This is a genomic window from Affinibrenneria salicis (assembly GCF_008710095.1).
Genome location: NZ_VYKJ01000004.1, coordinates 229,745 through 251,513, shown reverse-complemented (window position 1 = coordinate 251,513; position 21,769 = coordinate 229,745). Strand labels below are relative to the sequence as shown.

At 58.5% G+C, this 21,769-nt stretch carries 16 protein-coding genes and 1 pseudogene; 5 read left to right on the top strand and 12 right to left on the bottom strand.

All coding sequences use genetic code 11. The features are described from left to right. Positions 1 to 36 precede the first annotated feature (36 nt). The 8 genes from FJU30_RS10420 to FJU30_RS10380 form a co-directional block, all read right to left on the bottom strand. On the bottom strand, positions 37 to 780 hold the full coding sequence (locus FJU30_RS10420) for a glutamine amidotransferase (protein WP_223881558.1): 744 nt from the start codon (positions 778 to 780) through the stop codon (positions 37 to 39). A 594-nt stretch (positions 781 to 1,374) separates the two neighbouring features. Then, positions 1,375 to 2,013, bottom strand: coding sequence for an NAD(P)-binding oxidoreductase (locus FJU30_RS10410; RefSeq protein ID WP_150434892.1), 639 nt, complete (start codon positions 2,011 to 2,013; stop codon positions 1,375 to 1,377). Beyond that, positions 2,010 to 2,516 (bottom strand): heme utilization cystosolic carrier protein HutX, encoded by a 507-nt coding sequence (hutX, locus tag FJU30_RS10405; RefSeq protein WP_150434891.1) that lies wholly within the window; start codon positions 2,514 to 2,516, stop codon positions 2,010 to 2,012. Before hutX ends, FJU30_RS10410 begins: the two co-directional genes overlap by 4 nt. Beyond that, entirely contained in the window at positions 2,513 to 3,841 is a 1,329-nt protein-coding gene (hutW, locus tag FJU30_RS10400) for a heme anaerobic degradation radical SAM methyltransferase ChuW/HutW (RefSeq protein WP_150434890.1), read from the bottom strand. The genes hutX and hutW overlap by 4 nt, the downstream gene beginning before the upstream one ends. 391 nt (positions 3,842 to 4,232) lie before the next feature. Then, positions 4,233 to 5,363 carry an aminotransferase class I/II-fold pyridoxal phosphate-dependent enzyme gene (locus tag FJU30_RS10395; RefSeq protein ID WP_150434889.1) on the bottom strand — a complete coding sequence of 377 codons (1,131 nt, stop codon included), beginning with the start codon at positions 5,361 to 5,363 and terminating at the stop codon, positions 4,233 to 4,235. Between the two features lie 21 nt (positions 5,364 to 5,384). Next, positions 5,385 to 6,248, bottom strand: a complete 864-nt coding sequence (locus tag FJU30_RS10390) for an amino acid ABC transporter permease (RefSeq protein ID WP_223881557.1) — start codon at positions 6,246 to 6,248, stop codon at positions 5,385 to 5,387. After that, the gene (locus FJU30_RS10385) at positions 6,245 to 7,060 is read right to left on the bottom strand and encodes a transporter substrate-binding domain-containing protein (protein ID WP_150434888.1); all 816 of its coding nucleotides are present in this window, start codon (positions 7,058 to 7,060) and stop codon (positions 6,245 to 6,247) included. Before FJU30_RS10385 ends, FJU30_RS10390 begins: the two co-directional genes overlap by 4 nt. A 158-nt stretch (positions 7,061 to 7,218) precedes the next feature. Continuing rightward, positions 7,219 to 8,811, bottom strand: coding sequence for an ABC-F family ATPase (locus FJU30_RS10380; RefSeq protein ID WP_150434887.1), 1,593 nt, complete (start codon positions 8,809 to 8,811; stop codon positions 7,219 to 7,221). Positions 8,812 to 9,202: 391 nt separating this feature from the next. On the opposite strand from FJU30_RS10380, the gene FJU30_RS10375 reads away from it, so the two are divergent. Next, complete coding sequence (locus FJU30_RS10375) at positions 9,203 to 10,117, top strand: L,D-transpeptidase family protein (RefSeq protein ID WP_191091573.1); 915 nt, start codon at positions 9,203 to 9,205, stop codon at positions 10,115 to 10,117. A 148-nt stretch (positions 10,118 to 10,265) separates the two neighbouring features. On the opposite strand, the gene ompX is transcribed toward FJU30_RS10375, so the two are convergent. Further along, positions 10,266 to 10,778: an outer membrane protein OmpX gene (gene ompX / locus FJU30_RS10370; RefSeq protein WP_150434885.1), complete on the bottom strand. Its 513-nt coding sequence runs from the start codon at positions 10,776 to 10,778 to the stop codon at positions 10,266 to 10,268. 473 nt (positions 10,779 to 11,251) lie between these two features. Here ompX and rhtA point away from each other — a divergent pair, with 473 nt between their 5' ends. The 3 genes and pseudogenes from rhtA (at position 11,252) to FJU30_RS10350 (ending at position 14,866) form a co-directional block, all read left to right on the top strand. Next, entirely contained in the window at positions 11,252 to 12,142 is an 891-nt protein-coding gene (gene rhtA, locus FJU30_RS10365; protein ID WP_150434884.1) for a threonine/homoserine exporter RhtA, read from the top strand. A gap of 1,112 nt (positions 12,143 to 13,254) precedes the next feature. After that, positions 13,255 to 13,761, top strand: coding sequence for a DNA starvation/stationary phase protection protein Dps (gene dps, locus FJU30_RS10355; protein ID WP_150435028.1), 507 nt, complete (start codon positions 13,255 to 13,257; stop codon positions 13,759 to 13,761). Between the two features lie 479 nt (positions 13,762 to 14,240). Continuing rightward, positions 14,241 to 14,866, top strand: a pseudogene (locus FJU30_RS10350) (ATP-binding cassette domain-containing protein). Positions 14,867 to 14,908: 42 nt separating this feature from the next. Here the strand turns inward: FJU30_RS10350 and FJU30_RS10345 are convergent. Continuing rightward, positions 14,909 to 16,774 (bottom strand): M3 family metallopeptidase, encoded by a 1,866-nt coding sequence (locus FJU30_RS10345; RefSeq protein ID WP_150434883.1) that lies wholly within the window; start codon positions 16,772 to 16,774, stop codon positions 14,909 to 14,911. 635 nt (positions 16,775 to 17,409) lie between these two features. Between FJU30_RS10345 and adhP the strand changes: the two genes are divergently transcribed. Continuing rightward, positions 17,410 to 18,423 (top strand): alcohol dehydrogenase AdhP, encoded by a 1,014-nt coding sequence (gene adhP, locus FJU30_RS10340; RefSeq protein ID WP_150434882.1) that lies wholly within the window; start codon positions 17,410 to 17,412, stop codon positions 18,421 to 18,423. Between the two features lie 94 nt (positions 18,424 to 18,517). Here the strand turns inward: adhP and ybiB are convergent, their stop codons facing one another. Together ybiB and dinG are read right to left on the bottom strand one after the other, a co-directional pair. Continuing rightward, a complete protein-coding gene (gene ybiB, locus FJU30_RS10335; RefSeq protein ID WP_150434881.1) occupies positions 18,518 to 19,483 on the bottom strand; it encodes a DNA-binding protein YbiB in 966 nt (321 codons plus the stop codon). Between the two features lie 101 nt (positions 19,484 to 19,584). Then, positions 19,585 to 21,696 (bottom strand): ATP-dependent DNA helicase DinG, encoded by a 2,112-nt coding sequence (gene dinG, locus FJU30_RS10330; protein ID WP_150434880.1) that lies wholly within the window; start codon positions 21,694 to 21,696, stop codon positions 19,585 to 19,587. Positions 21,697 to 21,769 lie beyond the last annotated feature (73 nt).

Genomic DNA, 21,769 nt, shown 5'->3' with positions numbered 1-21,769 from the left:
GCCAGCCGCGACGGTGAAGATCCGATGCGCAGCCGGTCAGCCGCCGATCTCGCCGGCATAGCGCCGGAAGAAGTTTAACAGGATCTTGCGCGCCCAAACCGGCTCCCCGCTGACCGCGGCTATCGATTGCTCCGCCGCCTGCGGCTGCGACGCGCTGTGGCGCAGACAACTGGCCATCACGCTGCCGGTAAATTCCGGGTGAAACTGCACGGACAGCACGCTATCGCTATAGCGTACTATCTGGCAGTCATCCAGCTGTGAGCGGCCCAGCACCTGCGCGCCGGTCGGGGGTTCAATTACCGACTGGCGATGGCTGAGCCAGGCGGAGAACTGCGCCGGCAGACTGCCCAACAACGGATCGCCGTCGACCGCCCCGGCCAGTGAGATCATCTGTTCGCCCACCTCGCGGCCGCGTGGATTATCGGCCACCGTGCCGCCCAGCGCATGCGCAATAAGTTGATGGCCATAACACACGCCCAGCATCGGCAGCGCCTGGGCAAACGCCTGACGCACCCAGCCGGCGGTGTATTCGCTCCACGCCAGCCGATCGGTCACCATCGACCAGGAACCGGAAATGATCGCCGCCGCCACCTGATCGGCCGGCGGCAGCGGCATGCCGCGATCGGGCCGGACCACCAGCAGTTGCCCTTCGCTGACCGGCAGCGCCGCGCTAAACCAGTCCGCCTGCTGCCCCACCTCACGCGCCACGGCCTGCGGCGGTTCCCCCATCTGAATAACCAGCAGGGGCTTCGCGCCCCGCTTCTGTTGCTGATACGTCAATGCGTTTACCTCGGTTAAGCTGTCCGATCCGTCACGGGAGCTGACTACGCCAGTCCCGACGCCGTTCAACACTATACTCTACTTAAACGGGCGCGCGGCAATCGCCGCCAGTCCGAAAGCGGCGCCAGGGGGTGTCCCTTAACCTCCCGGCATACCAAAAGTGATGTAGTAATCATTTCCGGAATGTGATTTTGGGTTGAATATTGAGCATTTTCAGGACTGTTTTCATCGCTTAAAAGCGTTTTTTGCACAGTTATAACAATGCTGATCGGTACAAAAAACAGTTACGGGACACCCCAGGTGAATTGAAGACGGGACATGCCGCGCAGTATCGCAGTATCGCAGTATCGCAGTATCGCAGTATCGCAGTATCGCAGTATCGCAGTATCGCAGTATCGCAGTATCGCAGTATCGCAGTATCGCAGTATCGCAGTATCGCAGTATCGCAGTATCGCAGGCCCAGCCAACGCAGAGAAAGGAAATAAGAGAAGAGATCGGGTAATAAATTCGCCGGCCGCGGATTTGGCCGGCGGGCGATTTTCGCATCCGCTCAGCGTAAGCCGGTCGCGGCCAGATGCGGACGATACCGACGTCTTAGCCGCGTGCGGGCAGCTTGAGCGCCGGATCGATCAGACTGTAAATCTGATGGCCGAAGGCGGTCTGGCGCAGCAGTTGCGCCAGCGTCAGCGCGACGTCGGCGCGCGATACCAGGCCATGCAGGTCGTTCCGCCGCGACAACAGCACGTTGCCGCTCGCCGGGCCGTTGGTCAACCCGCCAGGCCGGACGATGCAGTAGTCCAGTTCGCTGGTCTGCAGCCAGCTTTCCGCCAGCGACTTTTCGCGCACCGCATGACCGAAGGCCGCCCTGGCGCGCGGCGACAGCATCGGCCAGCTATCGCCGCAGCCGATCGAGGTCACCAGCAGCATGCGGCGCATGCCGTTCTGCTGCGCGCTGTCGATAATCAGCCGATGGGCGCGGTAGTCGGCATCCCCGCCGCCCAGCGTGGATACCGCAATCGCCTGCGGTCCGGCGGTCCGACAGGCCAGCTGTACGCAGTCGGGATCGCAGGCGTCGCCCTGAATCACCGCCACATCCGGCCGGCCCCGCCACTGTTGCGCCTGCTGCGCGTCGCGCAACACCAGCACTACCGGCTGACGCTGCGCCTGAGCCAGCGCCAGCAATTGCGCCCCCGTACCGCGACCCGCGCCGAACAACAGCCAGCATTCGCTCATGGCGATACCCCGGCCAGACGCTGCGCCAGCGCGCGAAACGCCGTCATCTGTTCGGCCCGCAGGCGGCGCTGTTCGTCGCGTCCAAGGAACACTTTAAACATCGCCGCCCCGTCAGGATTAAAAAACACCACGGAGGCGGTATCCATCCCCATGAACTTACGCTCGATCAGCGCAATGCGATGGCAGCGATCGGCGCGAATATGACCGCTCAGTCCGTCCTGGCCGCGCAGGTTAAAATAGCCGTGACGGTGGCTCCCCTGCGGCAGCTCGCTCTTAAATTCGAGGATCGCATCCTGGCTGTGGGCAATAAGCGTCAGACAGCCCCAGCCGGTCATGCTGTCCCAGACAAAATCGAATTGCCGACCGTCGGCCAGCGTGCGCTGCCCGGCCGGCAGCGCTTCGGCGACCGCCAGCAGCGTGGTGTGATAGCAGCTGGCGATCTCTTCCAGGGTGCCGTCCGGATTGGTCGCCATCCATTCCTGCAGCGTGGGTTGCTGTGTCATACCGGACTCCTGTCGTGCGTGAGTTCGTCCGAATTGAGTTGCGGAATAATCTGCTGCAGCGCCTGCAGCAGATTGTTGGCCCAGAAGCGGCCGTCGTCGGTCAGGCGCAGACAGGTGCTGTCGTCACACACCAGCCCGGCCTGATGCCACTGGCTAAGCAGCGGCTGCAGTTCGCCGGCGCGTCGGGTCAGCGCCGGCAGCCTGACCCGACCGACCTCGATGCCGGCCTGCAACTGGTGCTGCCAGGCCGCGCCGCCGCCGGCCGGCGTCATCATGGCGATCGGCTTTTGTCCGGCATCCAGCATCTGGTAGTAGCGCTCCAGGTTGCGTTCCATCATATAGGCCTGGCCGTTCAGGTTGCCGCCGGCGCCGCAACCCAGCGCCAGACAATCCGCCCCCTGCTTAATCAGCAGATTGTACAAATTACGCTCGCGGGTGGTTTTAGCCCAATGGCTGTTGCTAAGCTGGCGCCAGCCCTCGCCGGCCAGCGTGGCGGCGCCAATGCGATAAAAGTTGCGCCGCGCCGCGAGATCCGGCAGTTCGACGCGCTGGTTCTCCACCGCCTGCGCCAGCGGCGTGGACGGCAGCAGATTCAGCGCGTAGAGATCCACCCCGTCCAGCGGCAGATCGCCGACAATCGCCAGATCTTCACGCCAGCTCTGCTCCGTCTGCTGCGGCAGACCAAACATCAGATCACACACCACGGCCGCCTTATCGCGCCGCCCCAGCCGTTCCAGGAAACTCACCGCCTGCTGTTTATCTGAACGCCGCCCCAGCCGCTGCCGGATACGGCTGTCGAAGGTCTGAATGCCGATGGAAAAACGATTGGCGCCGGCGTCCAGGCAGGCGTCGATACGTTCGTCGTCAAAATTGAGAATGCGCCCTTCGACGGTGATTTCACAGTCGGGCGCCAGCGGCAGGCTGGTGCGAATGGCGCGAATAATCGCCGCCAGTTCGCTGGCGGCCAGCGCGGTAGGCGTACCGCCGCCGAAATAGACCGCGTGGATCGGCGCCGACTGATGCAGCGGGCTGTTCGCCTCCAGCGCCAGCTCCTGCAGCAGGTAGCGGATATAGGTCGCCGTACTGTCGTCGCGCAGTTTATTCTGGTAGAAACCGCAAAATTTACAGTGCGTGGCGCAGAAAGGAATGTGCAAATACAGCAGACGTTTAGCCGCCGGTAGCTGGCTCTGCAGCAGCGCCCGCCAGCGCGGCTGAATGGCATCGGGCGGAAGCGGCACATGGTTACGCCAGGGCATCGCCATACGGCGCGCGCCGAACGGCTGCTCGCCCGGCCGGGCATAATAAGGCGTCAGGTCTATCATCATACTTTTATTCTCTGCCAGTCCAATTCCCTCAGATTAAATGATAATTATTATTAGTTATCAACCGACATAATTTTCATCCGCCGGTCGCTGTTGCCGCTCCGCCGCAAAGCGCCTCTTTATTAACCGCCGATCTCTATTTATTTAAACAAAAAACCAACATTCACGCATCCGCATTCTTATAAATAAATATAATATTCAAGCAATTAAAAACATCAGGCGTGAAAATGTTAGCAGAATGGGAAATAACGCGCCCGGCGGCAAAAATCAGCGTCTGCCGCGCGGAAAATGATTTTTTCTTAATTTACGAAAAACTGTGAAATTCATCACTAAATCTAAACGCGCGGCGAAGGCGAAAAACGCCGCGCGCATCGGCCATCCGCCGGAGATGGCGCTATTGCGCGGCCAGCCAGCGATCCAGTACGGCCAGCGGCTGTTCAAGATCCTGCCGGCCAAAGCCGATGCGCAGGTGGTCGGGCGCCACCGGCGTCAACGCGGAATGATATATCGTCGAGGGAATGACCAGCACGCCGGTTTCGCCGAGCAGACGGGCGGCGAACGCGTCCGCCCCATCGGGGCCGAGATAGCGCGGGAAAGCCAGAACCCCGGCCGCCGGCCGCCGCCAGTCGAACCACTGCGGATAGCGCTCGAGCAGTTGCTCCAGCAGCCGCAGGTTATGGCGCGCCAGACGCATCACCCGTTCGATGATCTGCGTCTGGTGGTCGAGCGCCTGCGTCGCCAGATATTCGCTGCTCATCGCGCTGCATACCGACAGATACTGTTTCGCGCGCTCCAGACGGCGCAACAGATCCGCGTCCTGACAGGCGATCCAGCCAATACGCAACCCGGGCAGTCCGTAGGCCTTCGACATCACGTTGAGCGAAATGCCGCGCTCGTACAGGTCGGCTACCGGCGGCAGACGCTGCGTTTCATCATATTCCGTCAGCCGATAGACTTCGTCGGAAACCAGCCAGATGCCGCGTTCGCGGCACAGCGAAACCAACGCCCGCAGCGTGGTCAGCGGGATCAGAGCGCCGGTCGGATTATGCGGGAAATTGATGACCAGCATGCGCGTGCGCGGCGTCAGCGCGGCGCTCAACGCGTCCAGATCCAGCGCCCAGTCGCGAGCGGCGTCCAGCGCCACGCCGCTGACCTGACACAGCGACAGCGGCACGCTTTCCAGCGACTGATAGCACGGCGTAACCACCACCACGTGATCGTCAGGCTGCAGCAGGACGTGATACAGCGCATAAATCGCTTCATCGGCGCCGGCGAAGCTAACGATCTGGCGGTCGTTGATGCGCTGATAATGACGCGCAATGGCGGCCAGCAGCCAGGACGAACCGCGCAGCGGCGGATAATCCAGCGTCAGCGACAGCAGCCGTTCCCCCTGCGGATCGTCCGTCAGGCTCAGCAACTGGCCGATGGTCATGCTCTGCGGGTAAGAGGCCACCAGCGGATAGCGCGCCTGCCCTTCCCGGCGCATCAGATAAGAAATCAGGCGAAACTCGTCAGGAAAGGTCATAACACACTCTGTATCGGGACATTAACGGTGCGGGCCGAAGCCCTGAGAAAATTTCCGTTCCAGCCGCCCCTGCAGCAGCTCCAGCACGACGGACATCAGCCAGTATATCGCGGCGGCGACCACCAGCATCTCCATATAGTGATAAGTGCTGCGGCCGTAGGACTGCGCGAGAAAATTCAACTCCCACAACCCCATCAGCGAAACCAGCGAGGAATCTTTCAGCATGGAGATAAACAGCGATCCGCTCGGCGGCAGAATAATGCGCAACGCCAGCGGCGCCGTGACATAGCGCACCGTGTTCCAGTGCGACAGCCCCAGCGCCATCGCCGCCTCTTTCTGCCCTTTGGGCACCGCCAGCACGCCGCTGCGGATAATTTCCGCCAGATAGGCGCCATAGTTGAGCGACAGCGCGATCACCCCGGAAGAGAGCGCTCCCAGCACGATGCCCACCTGCGGCAACGCCAGATAGATAATCAGCACCTGCACCAACAGCGGCGTGCCGCGAAACAGCGAAACATAGAACGTGGCGCAGCCCCAGGCGATGGCGCTGTGAGAAACGCGACCGAGCGCGGTCAGTGCGCCGAGCAAAAAGCAGAATATCGATGAACACAGGGTAATCAGCAGAGTCAGCGCCGCGCCCTGCAAAAAGCCGTCCGGCGACAGACGCAAACCGAGCAGAAACGGCAGCTTCTCTTTTATCAGCCCGGTATCGAGATCCATACTGATAAACAGCGCGCCCAACAGCCCAATCAGCACCAGCCAGGTAACCAGCGCTTTCATGCGGAACGTCCGGGACAGGCGCGGCGCCGGCAGTACGGCGTCTATCGACGCCGGGCGGGGGTCGACAGCGTTTCCCGCCGGCATATCGGTCTGGTTGCTGTTCACTGCTGCTCCCGGGTAACGTCTTCGCCCAGCCAGCGCTGCGATATCTTCGCCAGCGTCCCGTCCGCGCGCAGGGATTGCACGGTTTCGGTCAGCTTCTGATCCCATTGCGGATCGCCCTTATCGGTCACCACCCAATTCGGTTCGCTGTACAGCTCGGCCACCACGCGAAAGCGCGGGATTTTTTTAATCCGGTCGTTGGCGGTCGCCAGATCGGATACCACCGCATCCAGCCGTTTGCCGGGCCCGAGCGCCAGATTCTGAAACGCCATCGATTCATCGGTCGGGATCACCTGTACATCGCCAAACGGATACTCGAGCGGTTTCGCGCCCGGGATCACCAGCGATTTATGCAGGTAATTTTCATAACTGGAGCCAATGCCGGTGCCTACTTTTTTTCCGGTCAAATCGGCGGCGCCGTGGATGCGGTTGTCGTCCTTATGCACCACCAGCACCGCGGGAGATGAATAATAAGGCGTGACGAAATCCAGCACCTTCGCCCGTTCGCTGTTCGGCGTCATCGAACAGATGCAGGTATCCCAGCGCCCCTGCCAGCGCCCGCTGACAATGGTTTCCCAGCCGGGGGTGATCAGTTCAAGCCTGACGCCCAGCCGTTCGGCGACCGCGCGCGCCACATCGACGTCAAAGCCGGCCAGTTGGTTGTTATCGTCGATAAAACCGAACGGCGGATAGTTATTCAACAACACGTTGCGCATCACGCCGGTATGAGTCACCCGGTCGAGCGTCTCGCCGCCGTGGGCGGCCAGCGAGAATAGCAATGCGCCTGACATCGCCCAGGTCCGTAGGTTCTTCATAATACTCCCTTCTTTCCATTTCGACGCGCATTGACGGCGAACGGCCCAGCCGCCGACGCCCCGCTCGTCATCTCAAAAGACAGAAATACAACTAAACGATAGCGGCGCGGTTGCCCGCGCTTGCGCGCAACCGGCGAGTTTTCGATCGCATAGAACGGTTACTGGATACCCTGACTGCGCAGGTAATCTTCGTAACTGCCGCTGAAGTCGATGACTTTATCGGCGGTGATTTCCACGATGCGGGTCGCCAACGAACTGACGAATTCGCGATCGTGCGAAACAAACAGCAGCGTGCCCTGATACATCTCCAGCGCCATATTGAGCGATTCAATCGACTCCATATCCATATGGTTGGTCGGTTCATCCATCACCAGGATATTAGGGTGGCGCATCATCAGTTTGCCGAACAGCATCCGCCCTTTTTCGCCGCCGGACAATACCTTGACTTTTTTCTTGATGTCGTCCTGGCTGAACAACAGGCGCCCCAGAATGCTGCGCACCGCCTGCTCGTCATCCTTGTCCTGCTTCCACTGGCTCATCCATTCGAACACCGTCAGCTGATCGTCGAACTCATATTCATGATCCTGGGCGTAATAGCCGATATTGGCGTTTTCGGACCATTTCACCGTACCGGCGTCCGGCTCCAGTTCGCCCACCAGAGTCTTCAACAGGGTTGATTTACCGATGCCGTTGGTGCCGAGGATCGCAACCTTCTCGCCCACGCCGACCAGCATATTCAGCTGGCTGAACAGCGGACCGTTGTCGAAGCCGCGCGCCAGCGCTTCCACTTCCAGCGCGTTGCGGAACAGTTTCTTATCCTGCTCAAAGCGAATAAAGGGATTCTGCCGGCTGGAAGCCTTTACCTCTTCCAGCTGAATTTTATCGATCTGGCGCGCGCGCGAGGTAGCCTGCTTCGATTTGGAGGCGTTGGCGCTGAAACGACTGACGAACGACTGCAGCTCGGAAATTTGCGCTTTTTTCCTGGCGTTATCCGCCAGCAGACGTTCGCGCGCCTGGGTCGCCGCGGTCATGTACTCATCATAGTTACCGGGATAAACGCGCAGATCGCCGTAATCCAGATCGGCCATGTGAGTACACACCATATTCAGGAAGTGGCGGTCATGGGAAATAATGATCATGGTGCTGTTGCGCTCGTTCAGCATTTGCTCGAGCCAGCGAATGGTATCGATGTCCAGGTTGTTGGTCGGTTCATCAAGCAGCAGGATATCCGGATCGGCGAACAGCGCCTGCGCCAGCAAAACGCGCAGTTTCCAGCCGGGCGCCACTTCGCTCATCGAACCGTAGTGCTGTTCGACCGGGATGCCGACGCCGAGCAGCAGTTCGCCGGCGCGCGCTTCGGCGCTGTAGCCGTCCATTTCGCCGTACAGCACTTCCAAATCCGCCACCCGGTAGCCGTCGGCTTCGCTCATCTCCGGCAGAGAATAGATATGGTCGCGCTCTTCTTTGACCGCCCACAGCTCGGCATGACCCATGATAACGGTATCCAGCACGCTGTATTGCTCAAACGCGAACTGATCCTGACGCAGCTTACCCAGCCGTTCGTTCGGATCGAGCGCGACGTTGCCCGACGTGGGCGCGAGGTCGCCGCCGAGGATTTTCATAAAGGTCGACTTACCGCAACCATTGGCGCCGATCAAGCCGTAGCGATTGCCGCTGCCGAACTTAACCGAGATGTTTTCAAACAATGGCTTAGTGCCGAACTGCATGGTGATATTATTGGTACTTAACACTGCGTCTACTCAAGTCAGAAATGTGATTTAAATCTCATTATGCCACAATTGCCGCCCGGTATCGCCTTCGCTGCCGGTTTGAGCGATTTGCCGCGTATGGCGCGCCGCAGGCGCCGGACTATCCGGCCGAAAAAAATAAGCGGCGTTAATGAAGATGTTATTTCCCTCCGGGCCCGTTGTGAACATATAATGCGCATCCTGATCGCATGCAACGATCGGCAATATTCCCAATAGATTTTTGGATGCAGAACGGCGGCCGGCAACCGGAACCCCGCAAGAGTAGCGCAACGGGGATACGCGCGCGGCCAGCGACAATGCAACCAAAAAGATGGCGGGTAGAACACCAGTCCATTACCGCCGCTATGGCAATAACGTTCAATAAAAGATGAAGATGAACATTCGCGCGATTTCAACCCTAATCCTGGCTGGCTTTGTCTGGAGCCAGGCGGCTTTTGCCGTTGTGTATCCCCTGCCGGCTAAAAACAGCAGGCTGGTCGGAGAAAATCTGACTATTACCATTCCCGAAGATAGCACGCTCCCGCTGGAGCATTTCGCCGCTCAGTTCCAAATGGGTCTGAGCAATATGCTGGAAGCCAACCCGGACGCCGATGTCTATCTGCCCAAACCGGGCAGTACGCTGACGATTCCCCATCAGCTGATTCTGCCGGACGCCCCGCGTGAGGGCATCGTCATCAATAGCGCGGAAATGCGCCTCTACTATTACCCGAAGGGCACCAATACCGTAGTGGTATTGCCTATCGGCATCGGCGAACTGGGCAAGGATACGCCGCAGAACTGGATCACCAGCGTGCAGCGTAAGCGCGCCAACCCGACCTGGACGCCGACGAAGGCGATGCACGCCGAGTACGCGGCGCGCGGTGAATTCCTGCCGGAAGTCTATCCGGCCGGTCCGGATAACCCGATGGGCCTGTATGCAATGTATGTCGGCCGTCTGTACGCGATTCACGGCACCAACGCCAACTTCGGCATCGGTTTGCGCGTCAGCCACGGCTGCGTCCGTCTGCGGGCGGACGACATCAAGTACCTGTTTGAAAATGTCCCCGTCGGCACGCGCGTGCAGTTTATCAACGAACCGGTGAAAGCCACCGTGGAACCTGACGGCTCACGCTATATCGAAGTGCACAATCCGCTATCGAAGACGGAAGAAGAGTTCCATTCGCATCAGCAGGCGCCGATTGTTATTCCGGCCAGCGTCAATAAAACGCTGGCGGATGAAAACATCGATACCACGCGGATTGATGAAGCCGTCCAGAATCGCTCCGGCATACCGGTCAAAGTGAATTGATGGCCGCGCCCCGGCGAACGCCGGGGCGCTATATTGAGCGCATTCGCTTTGGCGCATAACGACGCACTAAGCATAAAAAAAGCCGGCAACATCGTTGCCGGCTTTTTTATCCGCGGACGCAGCGATTGCGTCAGGCGATATTACGGGATCAGAAACGGTAACCTACGCCAACCGCCCAGATACCGGTATCCACGCTGCGGATACGGCTTTGTTCATAGCCAACATCCAGCGCGACTTCTTCGGTCGGATTAAACTGCAGACCCGCGCCGTAAATAAAGCCATAATCGCTGTTGTTTTTATTATCATCGCTGCTGGCGTTACGGGTGTATTTACCGTGGCTCAGACCTACCACGCCGTAAATACTGGCCCAGTCGTTAAGACGATAAGCCGGACCGCCGCTGATGCCATAGTACTGGCCTTTACGATAAACATTGTCAGTCGTTTTGCTGTCTTCCAGATAAGTGAAAGAACCAATGGCGCCCAGCGGGCTATTATCCCAGTCGTAGCGATATTTCAGGTTAAAACCTTTTGCTTTATTCACTACGCCCTGAGCATCGCCCTGAGCATAACCAGCAGAAACAGTACTCTGGCCAGCCAGAGCAGAACCCGCGCTAACAGCCAAAACACAGGCTAAAGCGGAAAGACACGCAATCTTTTTCATATACTTACTGCCTCAAATTCATCTTATGAAAGAATATTTCCAGCGCGGTAAATATAGCAAAAATAGACACGGGCCGAATTGACAAATAATGTCCAATTATTAGTTTGATGTAACAAATATTTTCACCCACGGGCTATCATATTAAAAATCATAATATTTTTAATCTTTAAGCCTGTGAAAAAATAAATCCCGCCGACAAATAAAAACGGATGATTCTGAATACACTGCTCACTTTATCAACCGAAATAACACTTTCCGATCATAGTAAACGCCCGGCGTAAATTAAAGTCAATAAAACGTAAATAATTGTCGAAGAAATTCTTCGCAGCGGATACATTTAGTCATATCCAACCGCCGTATGCCGTTTTACCCTACAGATTTCAGGTTACAGGAAAACGACAGGCGCGCCGCGAGAGAATTTCCTCCACGGCCAGCAATACGCCGGTTAATATTTATTCAAAAGGGTTTAAAAAATGACAGCCTCCTCCAGCGGACGGAAAAAAAACACGCTGCTATTGCCGATACTCCTGCTGCTTATCGCAATGATATCGATTCAGGTTGGAGCGGCGATCGCCAAAACGCTTTTTCCACTGATCGGCGCGGCCGGCGTCACCGCGCTGCGTCTCGGACTCAGCATGCTCATCCTGCTGGCGATCTTTCAGCCGTGGAAAGTGCCCATCTGCCGGGACAATCGCCTCGCCCTGCTGATTTATGGTCTGACGCTGGGCGGCATGAATTTTCTGTTTTATCTGGCGCTGCGCACCGTACCGTTGGGCGTTGTGGTGGCGCTGGAGTTTACCGGCCCGCTGGCCGTCGCCATGTGTTCCTCGCGGCGCGCCATCGACTTTTTCTGGATCGCGCTGGCCATCCTCGGCCTGTGGTTCCTGCTGCCGCTCGGCCACAATATCGGCAATGTCGATTTGGCCGGCGCGCTGTGCGCGCTGGGCGCGGGAACCTGCTGGGCGATGTACATTCTTTTCGGTCAGAAAGCCGGCGCGCTGCACGGCCCGGCCACGGTGGCGCTAGGGTCGGCCATTGCGGCGCTGATCTTTTGCCCGGCCGGTCTGCTGATCGCCGGTACGCAGATATTTTCCCTGTCGGTGCTGCCGCTCGGCCTGGCGGTGGCCATTTTATCCAGCGCCTTACCCTATGCGCTGGAGATGGTGGCGCTGACCCGCCTGCCGACCCGCACCTTTAGCACGCTGATGAGTCTGGAGCCGGCGATCGCCGCCCTGTCCGGTATCCTGTTTCTGAATGAACATCTGTCGCCGCTGCAGTGGCTGGCGCTGGGCTGCGTGATCGGCGCCTCGATTGGCGCCACGCTGACCATCCGCGCCGCCCCCAGGGCAGACAAGGCCGCATAACCCGTCATCTGCGGTTGCCGGCGTACGCCGCGTTCTCAATGAGCAGGAGCGCAGGCTGCTATACGCTAAATAATTCGAGTTGCAGGAAGGCGGAAAGTTCATCGGCAGCGAATTTGTCCAGCCAACGGCTGGCCTTCGGCGAGAGGCAGGATGTCGCTCATCAATCCCGATGAACTTATTCAGATAAGTGATTCGGGTGAGCGACAAATCTGCCGGGAGCAGATTTGAACGCCGCTGGCGGCGGCCTTGCAAGAGCGAACTCTATGGCCGGGGCGAGTAACAAAACCAATGCACCGCAACCTGAGGCATGAAGCATGAAGCATGAAGCATGAAGCATGAAGCATGAAGCATGAAGCATGAAGCATGAAGCATATATATTGTGGCCTGAAATGATGCGGGGTAAATAATTATCACTTTACTTATTATCGTCATCCGCCCGGACGGCGGATAATATTTTCCCCGCGCAGGTGGATATCCGGCATTATTTTGACTATGTTTAAAAGCAGGCTTGTTTTTATCGATACGCTGGCAACACAGGAATAATTTACATTGCAGTAAAGCGGCGGCCGGACATGCAGATAAACGCGCCCGGAGTGAGTAAACAAGCCAGCGCGTCTGCAATTTGCAGTATGACGGATATAGAGCCAAAATAATTCGGGTTGCAGGCAGGCGGTAACGCAGCGACAGATTCGTCGGCACTGATTTGTCCAGCTAACGGCTGGCCTTCGGTGAGAGGCAGGAGTCTCTCATTCATCCCCTGCAGCATACAGCAGTCTGTGGCTGCGGGGATTTGAGCGCCGCTGGCGGCGGCCCTGCAAGAGCGAGCCCATGAATGGGACAAGTAACAAAAGCAACGCGCCTGCAATTCGCAGTATGAAAGGTATAACTATTTATATGATAGGTAATTATTAGCAAAGCCATACTTTAATTACTGATATACTTATTTTCGTCGCAGAAACAAGATTATGACCCGGTAAATTTCAGCGGCATGAACGCATGGTCACTATTCTTCTCTACGCCCGGTATTTTTGCGGGGAAGAATAAACACGGCGTGAGTGCACCAACGCCCTGAAATATATGGGTATGAACAATCAAATAAGAGGATAAACATGATGGGCACCGCTAAACTGGTAAAAACGACAACATCTTCTGACCTGATTTACACCCGCAATGATGTTGAAGACGGGGTAAAAAAATCGACAATTAAAGCGCTGAATCAGCTGGTTGCCGACTTTATCGATCTATCGCTGATCACCAAACAGGCCCACTGGAACATGCGCGGGGCGAATTTTATCGGCGTGCATGAAATGCTGGATGGCTTCCGCACCTCGATCACCGACCATCAGGACACCATTGCAGAACGCGTGGTGCAGTTGGGCGGAGTGGCGCTGGGTACGGTGCAGATCGTCAACAAACAGACCTCGCTGAAAAGCTATCCAACCGATATTCACCACGTGCAGGATCACCTGAAAGCGCTGGCCGATCGTTATGCGACGGTAGCCAACAGCACGCGTAAAGCCATTACCGAAGTGGCCGACGAAGATACCGCCGATATTCTGACCGCGGCGTCGCGCGATCTGGATAAAGCGCTGTGGTTCATCGAATCCAATATCGAATAAGCCGCGCCCGGTGCTTTACGCTGCACCAGACGCCCGGCGGCGGGCGTTAAAGCCGCCGCCGGGCGAATGGGCAGTATAGACTCCGAATCATTCGGGTTGCAGGACAAAACATTATCGCAACGCCGCTGCCGACGGCCCACCGCAATGGGTCGAATCATTGAACGCAGCAACATCGCCTGCAGCCTGAAATATGACGCCTATAAACGACTCGACGCGTATCAACCGGGCATCCTCCCGGTTTTTTATCCCTGATATTCTCCCGCCGCCCCCGCCGTTCGCGTTTGCGTTTACGCCGCAGCCGGCGTAAACGCTTAAATAGCTTCGTATAATAGCGCTACACTTGCCCTGCCAGTTAAGTGACAACGATATGATGATAAAATCATAATCAACTGTTTTTAATAAGTATTTTAATACGCTTATCATCAATTACGCGCTGTGGCATGGTCAACAGTGAAGCATCAATGCGCAAAGCTATTTAGATGGTGATCATCATCGGGCCGTCCGGTTTCGGGAACCCCACCTGCTGCGCCGGATCAATAAGCGGCAAGAGATCGGCCGCGGCGAACGGATCGTCGACGAGCCGTTCCCAACGTGGATAACCGGTTGATTCGTCAGGAAGCGGGCATGGTTTTTCAGCCGTTTTACCTGTTTCCTCATCCAACCACGCTGGGAAATGTGGCTTGCGGCTCCATCCGGGTGACGGCGCCAGTATGGCGGAGGCTGAAAAACTGGCGCGGGTATTGCCGGGCAAGGTCGGTCTATCCGAGCGCGCCGGTCGCTACCCGTCTGAACTGTCGGGCGGCCAGCAACAGCGCGTGGCGATCGCCCGCGCGCTGGCGGTGAAACGCAGCTAATGCTATTCGATGAGCCGCTCCCGGCGCTGGACCCGGCGTTGCGTCATGAAGTGCTGAACGTCGTGAAGGATCTGGTCGAAGAAGGCATGACCATGCGGATCGTAACGCACGAGGTGGATTTCGCCGATAAAGTCGCCTCGCATCTGATCTTCATCGATAAGCACCGCATCGCCGAGGATGGCGATGCGGAAATGCTGATTACGGCTCCGCCCAGCGAACCTTTGCGCGAGTTCCTGCGGCACGTCGCCTGAGCCGGTCAACAGCGGGGCCGTTACGGGCACAGTTTCTGCGCTTTAGCGCGCGGGATAGGTTTGTTCGATAAACGCCGCGAAGTCGCGGCACATCTGCTCGTCTCCCTTCTCGTTATCCGCCAGCACCCGCTCGCCGTCCACCACGCGAATCGCGGCGTCGAGATCGAAATCCGCCGCCGGCTGCGGCCGCTGACTCGCCAGGTCGATAGAGCGCTGCGCCTGCTGCCATGCCTGTTCGACGGTCAGATTACAGGCGCTGGCAAGATAGTCCGGGTTAAAGCCTTCGCCGGTCAGGCTGCGCAGCGTGTCATCATGACTGACGCTGTTGCCTGGCCGCCAGTAGTGCTGCGCCAGGTCGGGGCCGATCGCCGGGTTATCGGTCAGATAGCCGTCGCGCTGCAGGAAGAAATGACGCGTTTGCTCTACCGCCATCAGCGCCAGCAGATAGCCCTGATAGGAACAGGCCGACTCCATAGACAACAGGTGCGGAATAGCCAGCGTCGGACGCGGACTGGCGTCGATGCCGAGAATGCGCTGTTCGGTATCTCTGGCCAGCTGGACGATCGCCTGCGGCGTGCGCTGCTCGTCATCCCAGCTATACAGCTGCCATTCAAAATACGGCACCAGCAAAATATGGCGTTCATTAAACGCGCGCATCGGCTGGCGGGCCGCGATATCGGCGCGGATCAGCGCGTCAGGGAGCGTTTCGCCCTGCGCATTTCGCGCGTAGCGTTTCAGCCAGTCGGCGTCATGCAGCAGGCTATCGCAAAACATCGACTGGGTTTCGGCATAGGCCATGGAGGTAGGCGGAAACTCCTGTGAAAAACAGGGCGCATTCTGGCGAATATTGGCGAAGTGCGCCGCATGTCCCCCCTCGTGAAACAGGGTATTGATGCCGCTGGCGCCGCTGCCCACCTGATCGGGCTGCGCCAGACTGGTGAAATTAATCCGCGCCGGAACCCATTGATTATGCTGATCGAAAAACGGCGGTACCGGGCCGTGCATAAAGCCGTTTTCATATTTGCCCTTACGCACCAATAAATCCAGCTGTAGCTGCGCGCCGTTAAAACCGATATGCAGCCGTTTGAAACTGTTCACCCAGCGCGCCAGCGAAGCGGAAAACGGCATATAAGGATCGAACTGACGCGTCACGTCGCCCGCGCTGGCATAGCGGATATTCCACGGCTGCAGCGCATCGGCGCCTTTTTGCCGCGCCAGCTCGCTCAGACTGCGCCGGCAGGCATCGCGCGTTTGCTGTTCGAAACGGTCGAGAATGGCGAACAGCTGTTCCGGCGTCATGCGCTCGGTCTTATTCACCTTATAGTCGAAATAGTTGCGATAGCCCATCTGGCGGGCAAAACGGTTGCGCAACGCAATCAGTTCGGGCAGCCCGTTATGCAGCAGCCACTGTTCCAGATCGCGTAGCGCCTGATGCGAACTGCGGCGCCACGTTTCATTCTCGTTGGTCGCCTGATTCGTCAACAGTTCGCCCAGCGAGGCGCTGACCTGCTCGCCGCGCGCATCGCGGTGCGTCATTGTGTAATTTTTGCGCCGCGCGAACAGCGCGTTTTCCGCCGCGATGATGTCGTCCATCAGCGTCTGGGCGCGCGCATCTTCGATCACATTGCAGTCAAAGAAGCGATGCCAGCCGCGCAGACCGTGCAGCAGCGCCGCATTTTGCGCCGTTTGCTCGCCGGCCTCCAGCTGCGCGATATGCCGACGCAGTTCGCCCGGGCGACGGGCATCCGAGATAAAGCGTTTCCACGCGCTTTCCGCGCTGGCGAAACGAGCCGGCACGCCATCGTCGCCGGTGGCCATATATTGTTGCCAGAACAGGTCTTCTTTCTGCTGGTGAACGGCAAGATAATCGCGATTGAGTTGATGAAAGTAATCGACGGCCGATTGCATAGTTATTCCTTCCGTTAGCCCGAGAGGGAAAAAAGAGATCGTTCTCTCACTATACTCTAAATCATTGGCGTTGCAGGCAAGCGGCAAGCGCGGACATCGTCAACAGCTTAGATAACCGGCTAACCGCGCTCAGGCGGAAGGTATCCGGGAACAGGGCGAATTCACACCGACCGTAAGGCGGATTGAACGCCGACGACAGCGCCGTACGCCTCATTCTGTTTTCAGATGAAAACTTCAAACAAACAAAAATAGTCAGAATATATAACGAAGGCCATTACGCGACGCGATGCCATCCACAATGTCATCATTGCTTATGTTTTGTGCAGCCGCCGACACGCGGATCGGGAGCAACGCAAAACAAAATGATCAAAACGTGCCGCCGCGTCTTGTCAGCCGCCATCAGCAGGCCACTTCGCCGGGAAAGATATGCTCTGCGCTGGACATCAGTGAGCGGCATCACAATAATAACTCGCGCTCACGTAAAAGATGACGTGGCGTATGTCAGTGAAAAAACCATTTCATATGGTTAAAAGATTCGGAGACGATATATTGTGCTCCGGATTTGATTCTGACACCCTGGCAAATTTGCCGGCTTTGTCGGATGCGGTTCAAATCAACACACTTAAGGAAATACCATGAAAGCAGCCGTTGTAACTAAAGATCATTCCGTTGAAGTGCAGGAAAAAACTCTGCGTGCGCTCCAGCATGGGGAAGCACTGTTGAGTATGGAATATTGTGGTGTTTGTCACACCGATCTACACGTAAAAAACGGTGATTTCGGCGAAGTCCCGGGAACGGTTCTCGGCCACGAAGGCGTAGGTATCGTTAAGGCTGTCGGTCCGGGCGTGACTTCGCTGAAACCGGGCGACCGCGCCAGCGTTGCCTGGTTCTACGAGGGCTGCGGCCACTGTGAATACTGTATCAGTGGCAATGAAACCCTGTGCCGCGATGTAAAAAATGCGGGCTTTACCGTTGACGGCGGTATGGCGGAAGAGTGCATTGTCGTTGCCGACTATGCGGTCAAAGTGCCGGACAATCTTGACCCGGCGGCGGCCAGCAGCATCACCTGCGCCGGCGTAACCACTTATAAAGCGGTAAAAGTGTCCCAAATCAAACCGGGTCAGTGGATCGCAATCTACGGTCTGGGCGGTCTGGGCAACCTGGCGCTGCAATACGCGAAAAACGTATTCAATGCTAAAGTTATCGCCATTGACGTTAACGAAGCGCAGCTGGAATTGGCTCGTCAGATGGGAGCCGATCTGACGATCAACCCGATCAAAGAAGACGCGGCGAAACTGATTCAGGAAAAAGTGGGCGGCGCGCATTCCGCCGTGGTGACCGCCGTGGCCCGCTCCGCCTTTAACTCTGCCGTGGATGCCGTGCGCGCCGGCGGCCGTATCGTGGCCGTGGGTCTGCCGCCGGAATCAATGGATCTGAACATTCCGCGTCTGGTGCTGGACGGTATCCAGGTATTGGGTTCCCTGGTCGGCACGCGTGAAGACCTGAAAGAGGCCTTCCAGTTCGCCGCCGAAGGTAAAGTAAAACCGAAGGTCACCAAACGCCCGCTGCAGGATATCAACGCCATTTTTAAAGAAATGGAAGAAGGTAAAATTACCGGTCGTATGGTTATCGATCTGACCAGCCACTAATCGGCAGGCGGTCGTTCAACCAGGGCGCGCCGGACGGGTTCCGGCGCGCCGTTTTATCTCCCCCGCCTTATCCGTCAGGACAGCGCCTTATCCGTCAGGACAGCGCCTGATCCAGCCGGCTTTGCGCCTGCTCCAGCGACGTCGCCGCCCCGGCGCCTACCAGACAACACGCCAGCTGTAGCCTGATGGACTGCGGCACCGGCAGTTCGCCGGCCAGGCAGCGCTCGGTCCAGCGCGCCGTCGTTTCCACGTCTTTGGCCGCCGCCAGTTCTCCCTGCCCGGCCATATTCTGGCGCTCCAGCAAGATCTGCTGCTGTTGCTGGCGGATCAGATGAATCTGCGGACAGCGTTGCGGGCTGGCATACACCTCGCCCTCCGTGCCCTGCATCAGCAGCGCCCGGCCGCCGGTCTGCACGAAAAAGGTAGCCACCCGCGTCACATATTCCGGGTGGGAAACGCTGGCGAGACGCAGCGCCGCTTCGCCGTCAAACGGCGTGATCAGCTTGGCCAGCGTATGGCTGCTGTTGCGTACGCCGAGACGCCAGCGCAGATCCAGCTGACGTTGCAGCGGCGGGCAGAGCACCGACAGCGGTATAAACGCCGCCTGCCCGGCGTCCAGCCGGCGTTGCGCCTGATCGATATCGCGGGCCGGCGCCAGCCCGAGCGCCTGAAAAATCGCCGCGCTGGTGACCCGGGTCGGATCATCTTCCACGCCGTGCACCAGCACCGGCAGGCCGAGCCGCGCCAGCAATAACGCCAGCAGCGGCGTCAGATTGGCCTGGCGGCGCGCGCCGTTATACGTCGGCACCACCACCGGCGCCGGCCGGCCGGCGGGCAAGCGCAGCGGCCGCACCCGCTCCTGCGCCGCCTGGTAAAAACCGCGCATTTCCTCTTCGGCTTCGCCTTTGATGCGAAACGACAGCAGCAGGCCGCCCAGCTCCAGCTCCGGCACCTTGCCATCCAGCATGTGCCGGTATAGCTCGCATGCGGCGGACTGGTCTAAATCCCGGGCATGGTTTTTGCCGCGCCCGACTTCTTTGATGATTTTGCTGTAATCCATGGGGTCACTTACCTGCTTATCGAACGGACACCGGCGCCGTCTCGCCAGTTATCATATGTATCCGACGCGCGCCGCGATGTTGCGCGTAACGACCGCGCGCGTCACGCGTCTTCAGGCGGCATGGCGCGCTGTTCAATGGGAAACACCGGCAGCGCGGCCAGCAGTTGCGCGCCATAGCGCTTGCTGATCAGGCGGCGATCGTAGATAACGATTTCGCCGCGGCACTGATGGCTGCGAATCAGACGCCCGACCTGCTGTATCAGGCTGAATGAGGCGCTGGGCAGGCTCTGCACCACAAACGGATGGCGCTTCTGGCTTTTCAGCCACTCACCTTCGGTCAGAATCACCGGGCTGTCAATCGGCGGAAACGCGATTTTATGGATGTGCACCTGCGTCAGCAATTCCCCCTTGAGATCGAGCCCTTCGGCGAACGACTGCAGGCCAATCAGTACGCTGGTTTCCCCGCGCTGAACCCGTTCGCGGTGCAGCTCCACCAGACGGTAACGCGGCTGGTCGCCCTGCACCAACAGCATCAGGCGTAAATCGCCGACGAAGGTTAAAAACAGCTGCATCGCACGCTGGCTGGCGAACAGCATCAGCATGCCTTTATGTTGCCCCTGCGCCAGACTGGCGCGGAAAAAACGCGCCATTTCGGCCAGATGTTCCGCTTCCTGATCGACCAGCGGCTCATGCCGCATACGCGGGATCACCAGCAGCCCCTGCTCGCGATGGTTAAACGGCGAATCCAGCGCGATAAAGCGATCGCCGGCCTGCTCATGCAGACCGGACAGCTCCTGCAGACGGGCGAAACTATTGAGCGAACGCAGCGTGGCCGAAGTCACCACCGCATGCGGGATCTGGCGCCACAGCAGCTTCTCCAGCTGATCGCACACGCGAATGCCGGCGCAGTGCAGGTAGAGGCGCGGCGTGCCCTCGCGATTTTCGCGCGTCATCCATTTGGAGATCGGCGCGCCGGAGGCCTGGCCGAGCGCGGCCAGCCGCCATAGCTTGCTCTGCGCCTCCAGATACCCGAGCAGACGGCTCATTTTCAGCATCGCCTGATACACACGCGCGACGTCGTATTTACCGGTTTTTTCGCTCAGATCGGCCAGCATGCCTTCGGCCATGCCGCGCAGCGCGTCCATGCGCTTAAACAGCTGCGCGCACAGCTCGCTCATCTCGCTCGGCAGCGCGCCCATCGGGAAACGGTATTCCACATCCGGCTGGCCGGGCGACAGATACAGCCCGGCCAGCCGGGAAAAATCGAGCAGCAGTTCGCCAATGACCTCGCACTGCTGCGCCAGCCGCTCCGGTTGCGCGAGGCGCGGCGGCGAGGTGGGTTTAAACTGCGCCATGCAGAGCGCGGTGTGCTGCATCAACGCGTCCAGTTGCTGGTTCAGCGCCGCTGGCGTGATCTCGCCGGACATCTCGAGCGCGTCGCGCGCCACATCAGGAACGTGATGGCCCTCATCCAGCACCAGCAGCATATTGCGCGGTTCGGGCAACACCGCCTCGCTCTCCAGCGCCGCCATCACCAGCGCATGGTTGGTGACCACCACGTCCGCCTCGTCGATTTCGCGCCGCGCCAGAAAGAACGGACACTCGCGAAAATAGTGGCAGTTGCGTCCCAGGCAGTTAGCCTTATCCGTACTGAGCTTGTGCCACAGCGCGTCGGAGATATTCTCTTTATGGTGATCGCGCAGCCCGTCCCAGCCCTGGCGCTGCAGCGCCAGCAGCAGCGCCGCGCTGCTCTTCTGCTCTTCTTTGCTGGACGGCGCCCGTTCGTCGTCCAGAAACAGCATCAAATCGCCCTGCTGCGCCACGTCGGCGGCCATCGCCGCCAGGTTGCGCGGGCAGACATAGCGGCCGCGGCCAAAGGCGGCGGTAAACGTCAGCTCGGGGATGATTTTCTTCAGCAGCGGTAAATCCTTGCTGTAGATCTGATCCTGCAGCGCCACGTTAGCGGTGCTGATCACCAGCGTTTTGTTCTCCGCCCGGCCAATGGCGATGCCGGGGATCAGATAGGACAGCGTTTTACCCACGCCGGTCGGCGCTTCAATCGCCAGATGACGGCTATATTCGCCGGCCAGCGTTTTCGCCACTTCGGCAATCATCTGACGCTGCGGCGTGCGGGAAATAAAATCCGGGATCTGTTGTTGCAGCGCCTTATACCACAGGCCAATCTGCTGTTTTATTGCGGGGGACAGCGCCATGCGTTCTCAATATCCGTTAATGCCAGTCGCCATTGTCCCACAGTCGCCCCGGCGCGTCAGCCGTTAATCCCCG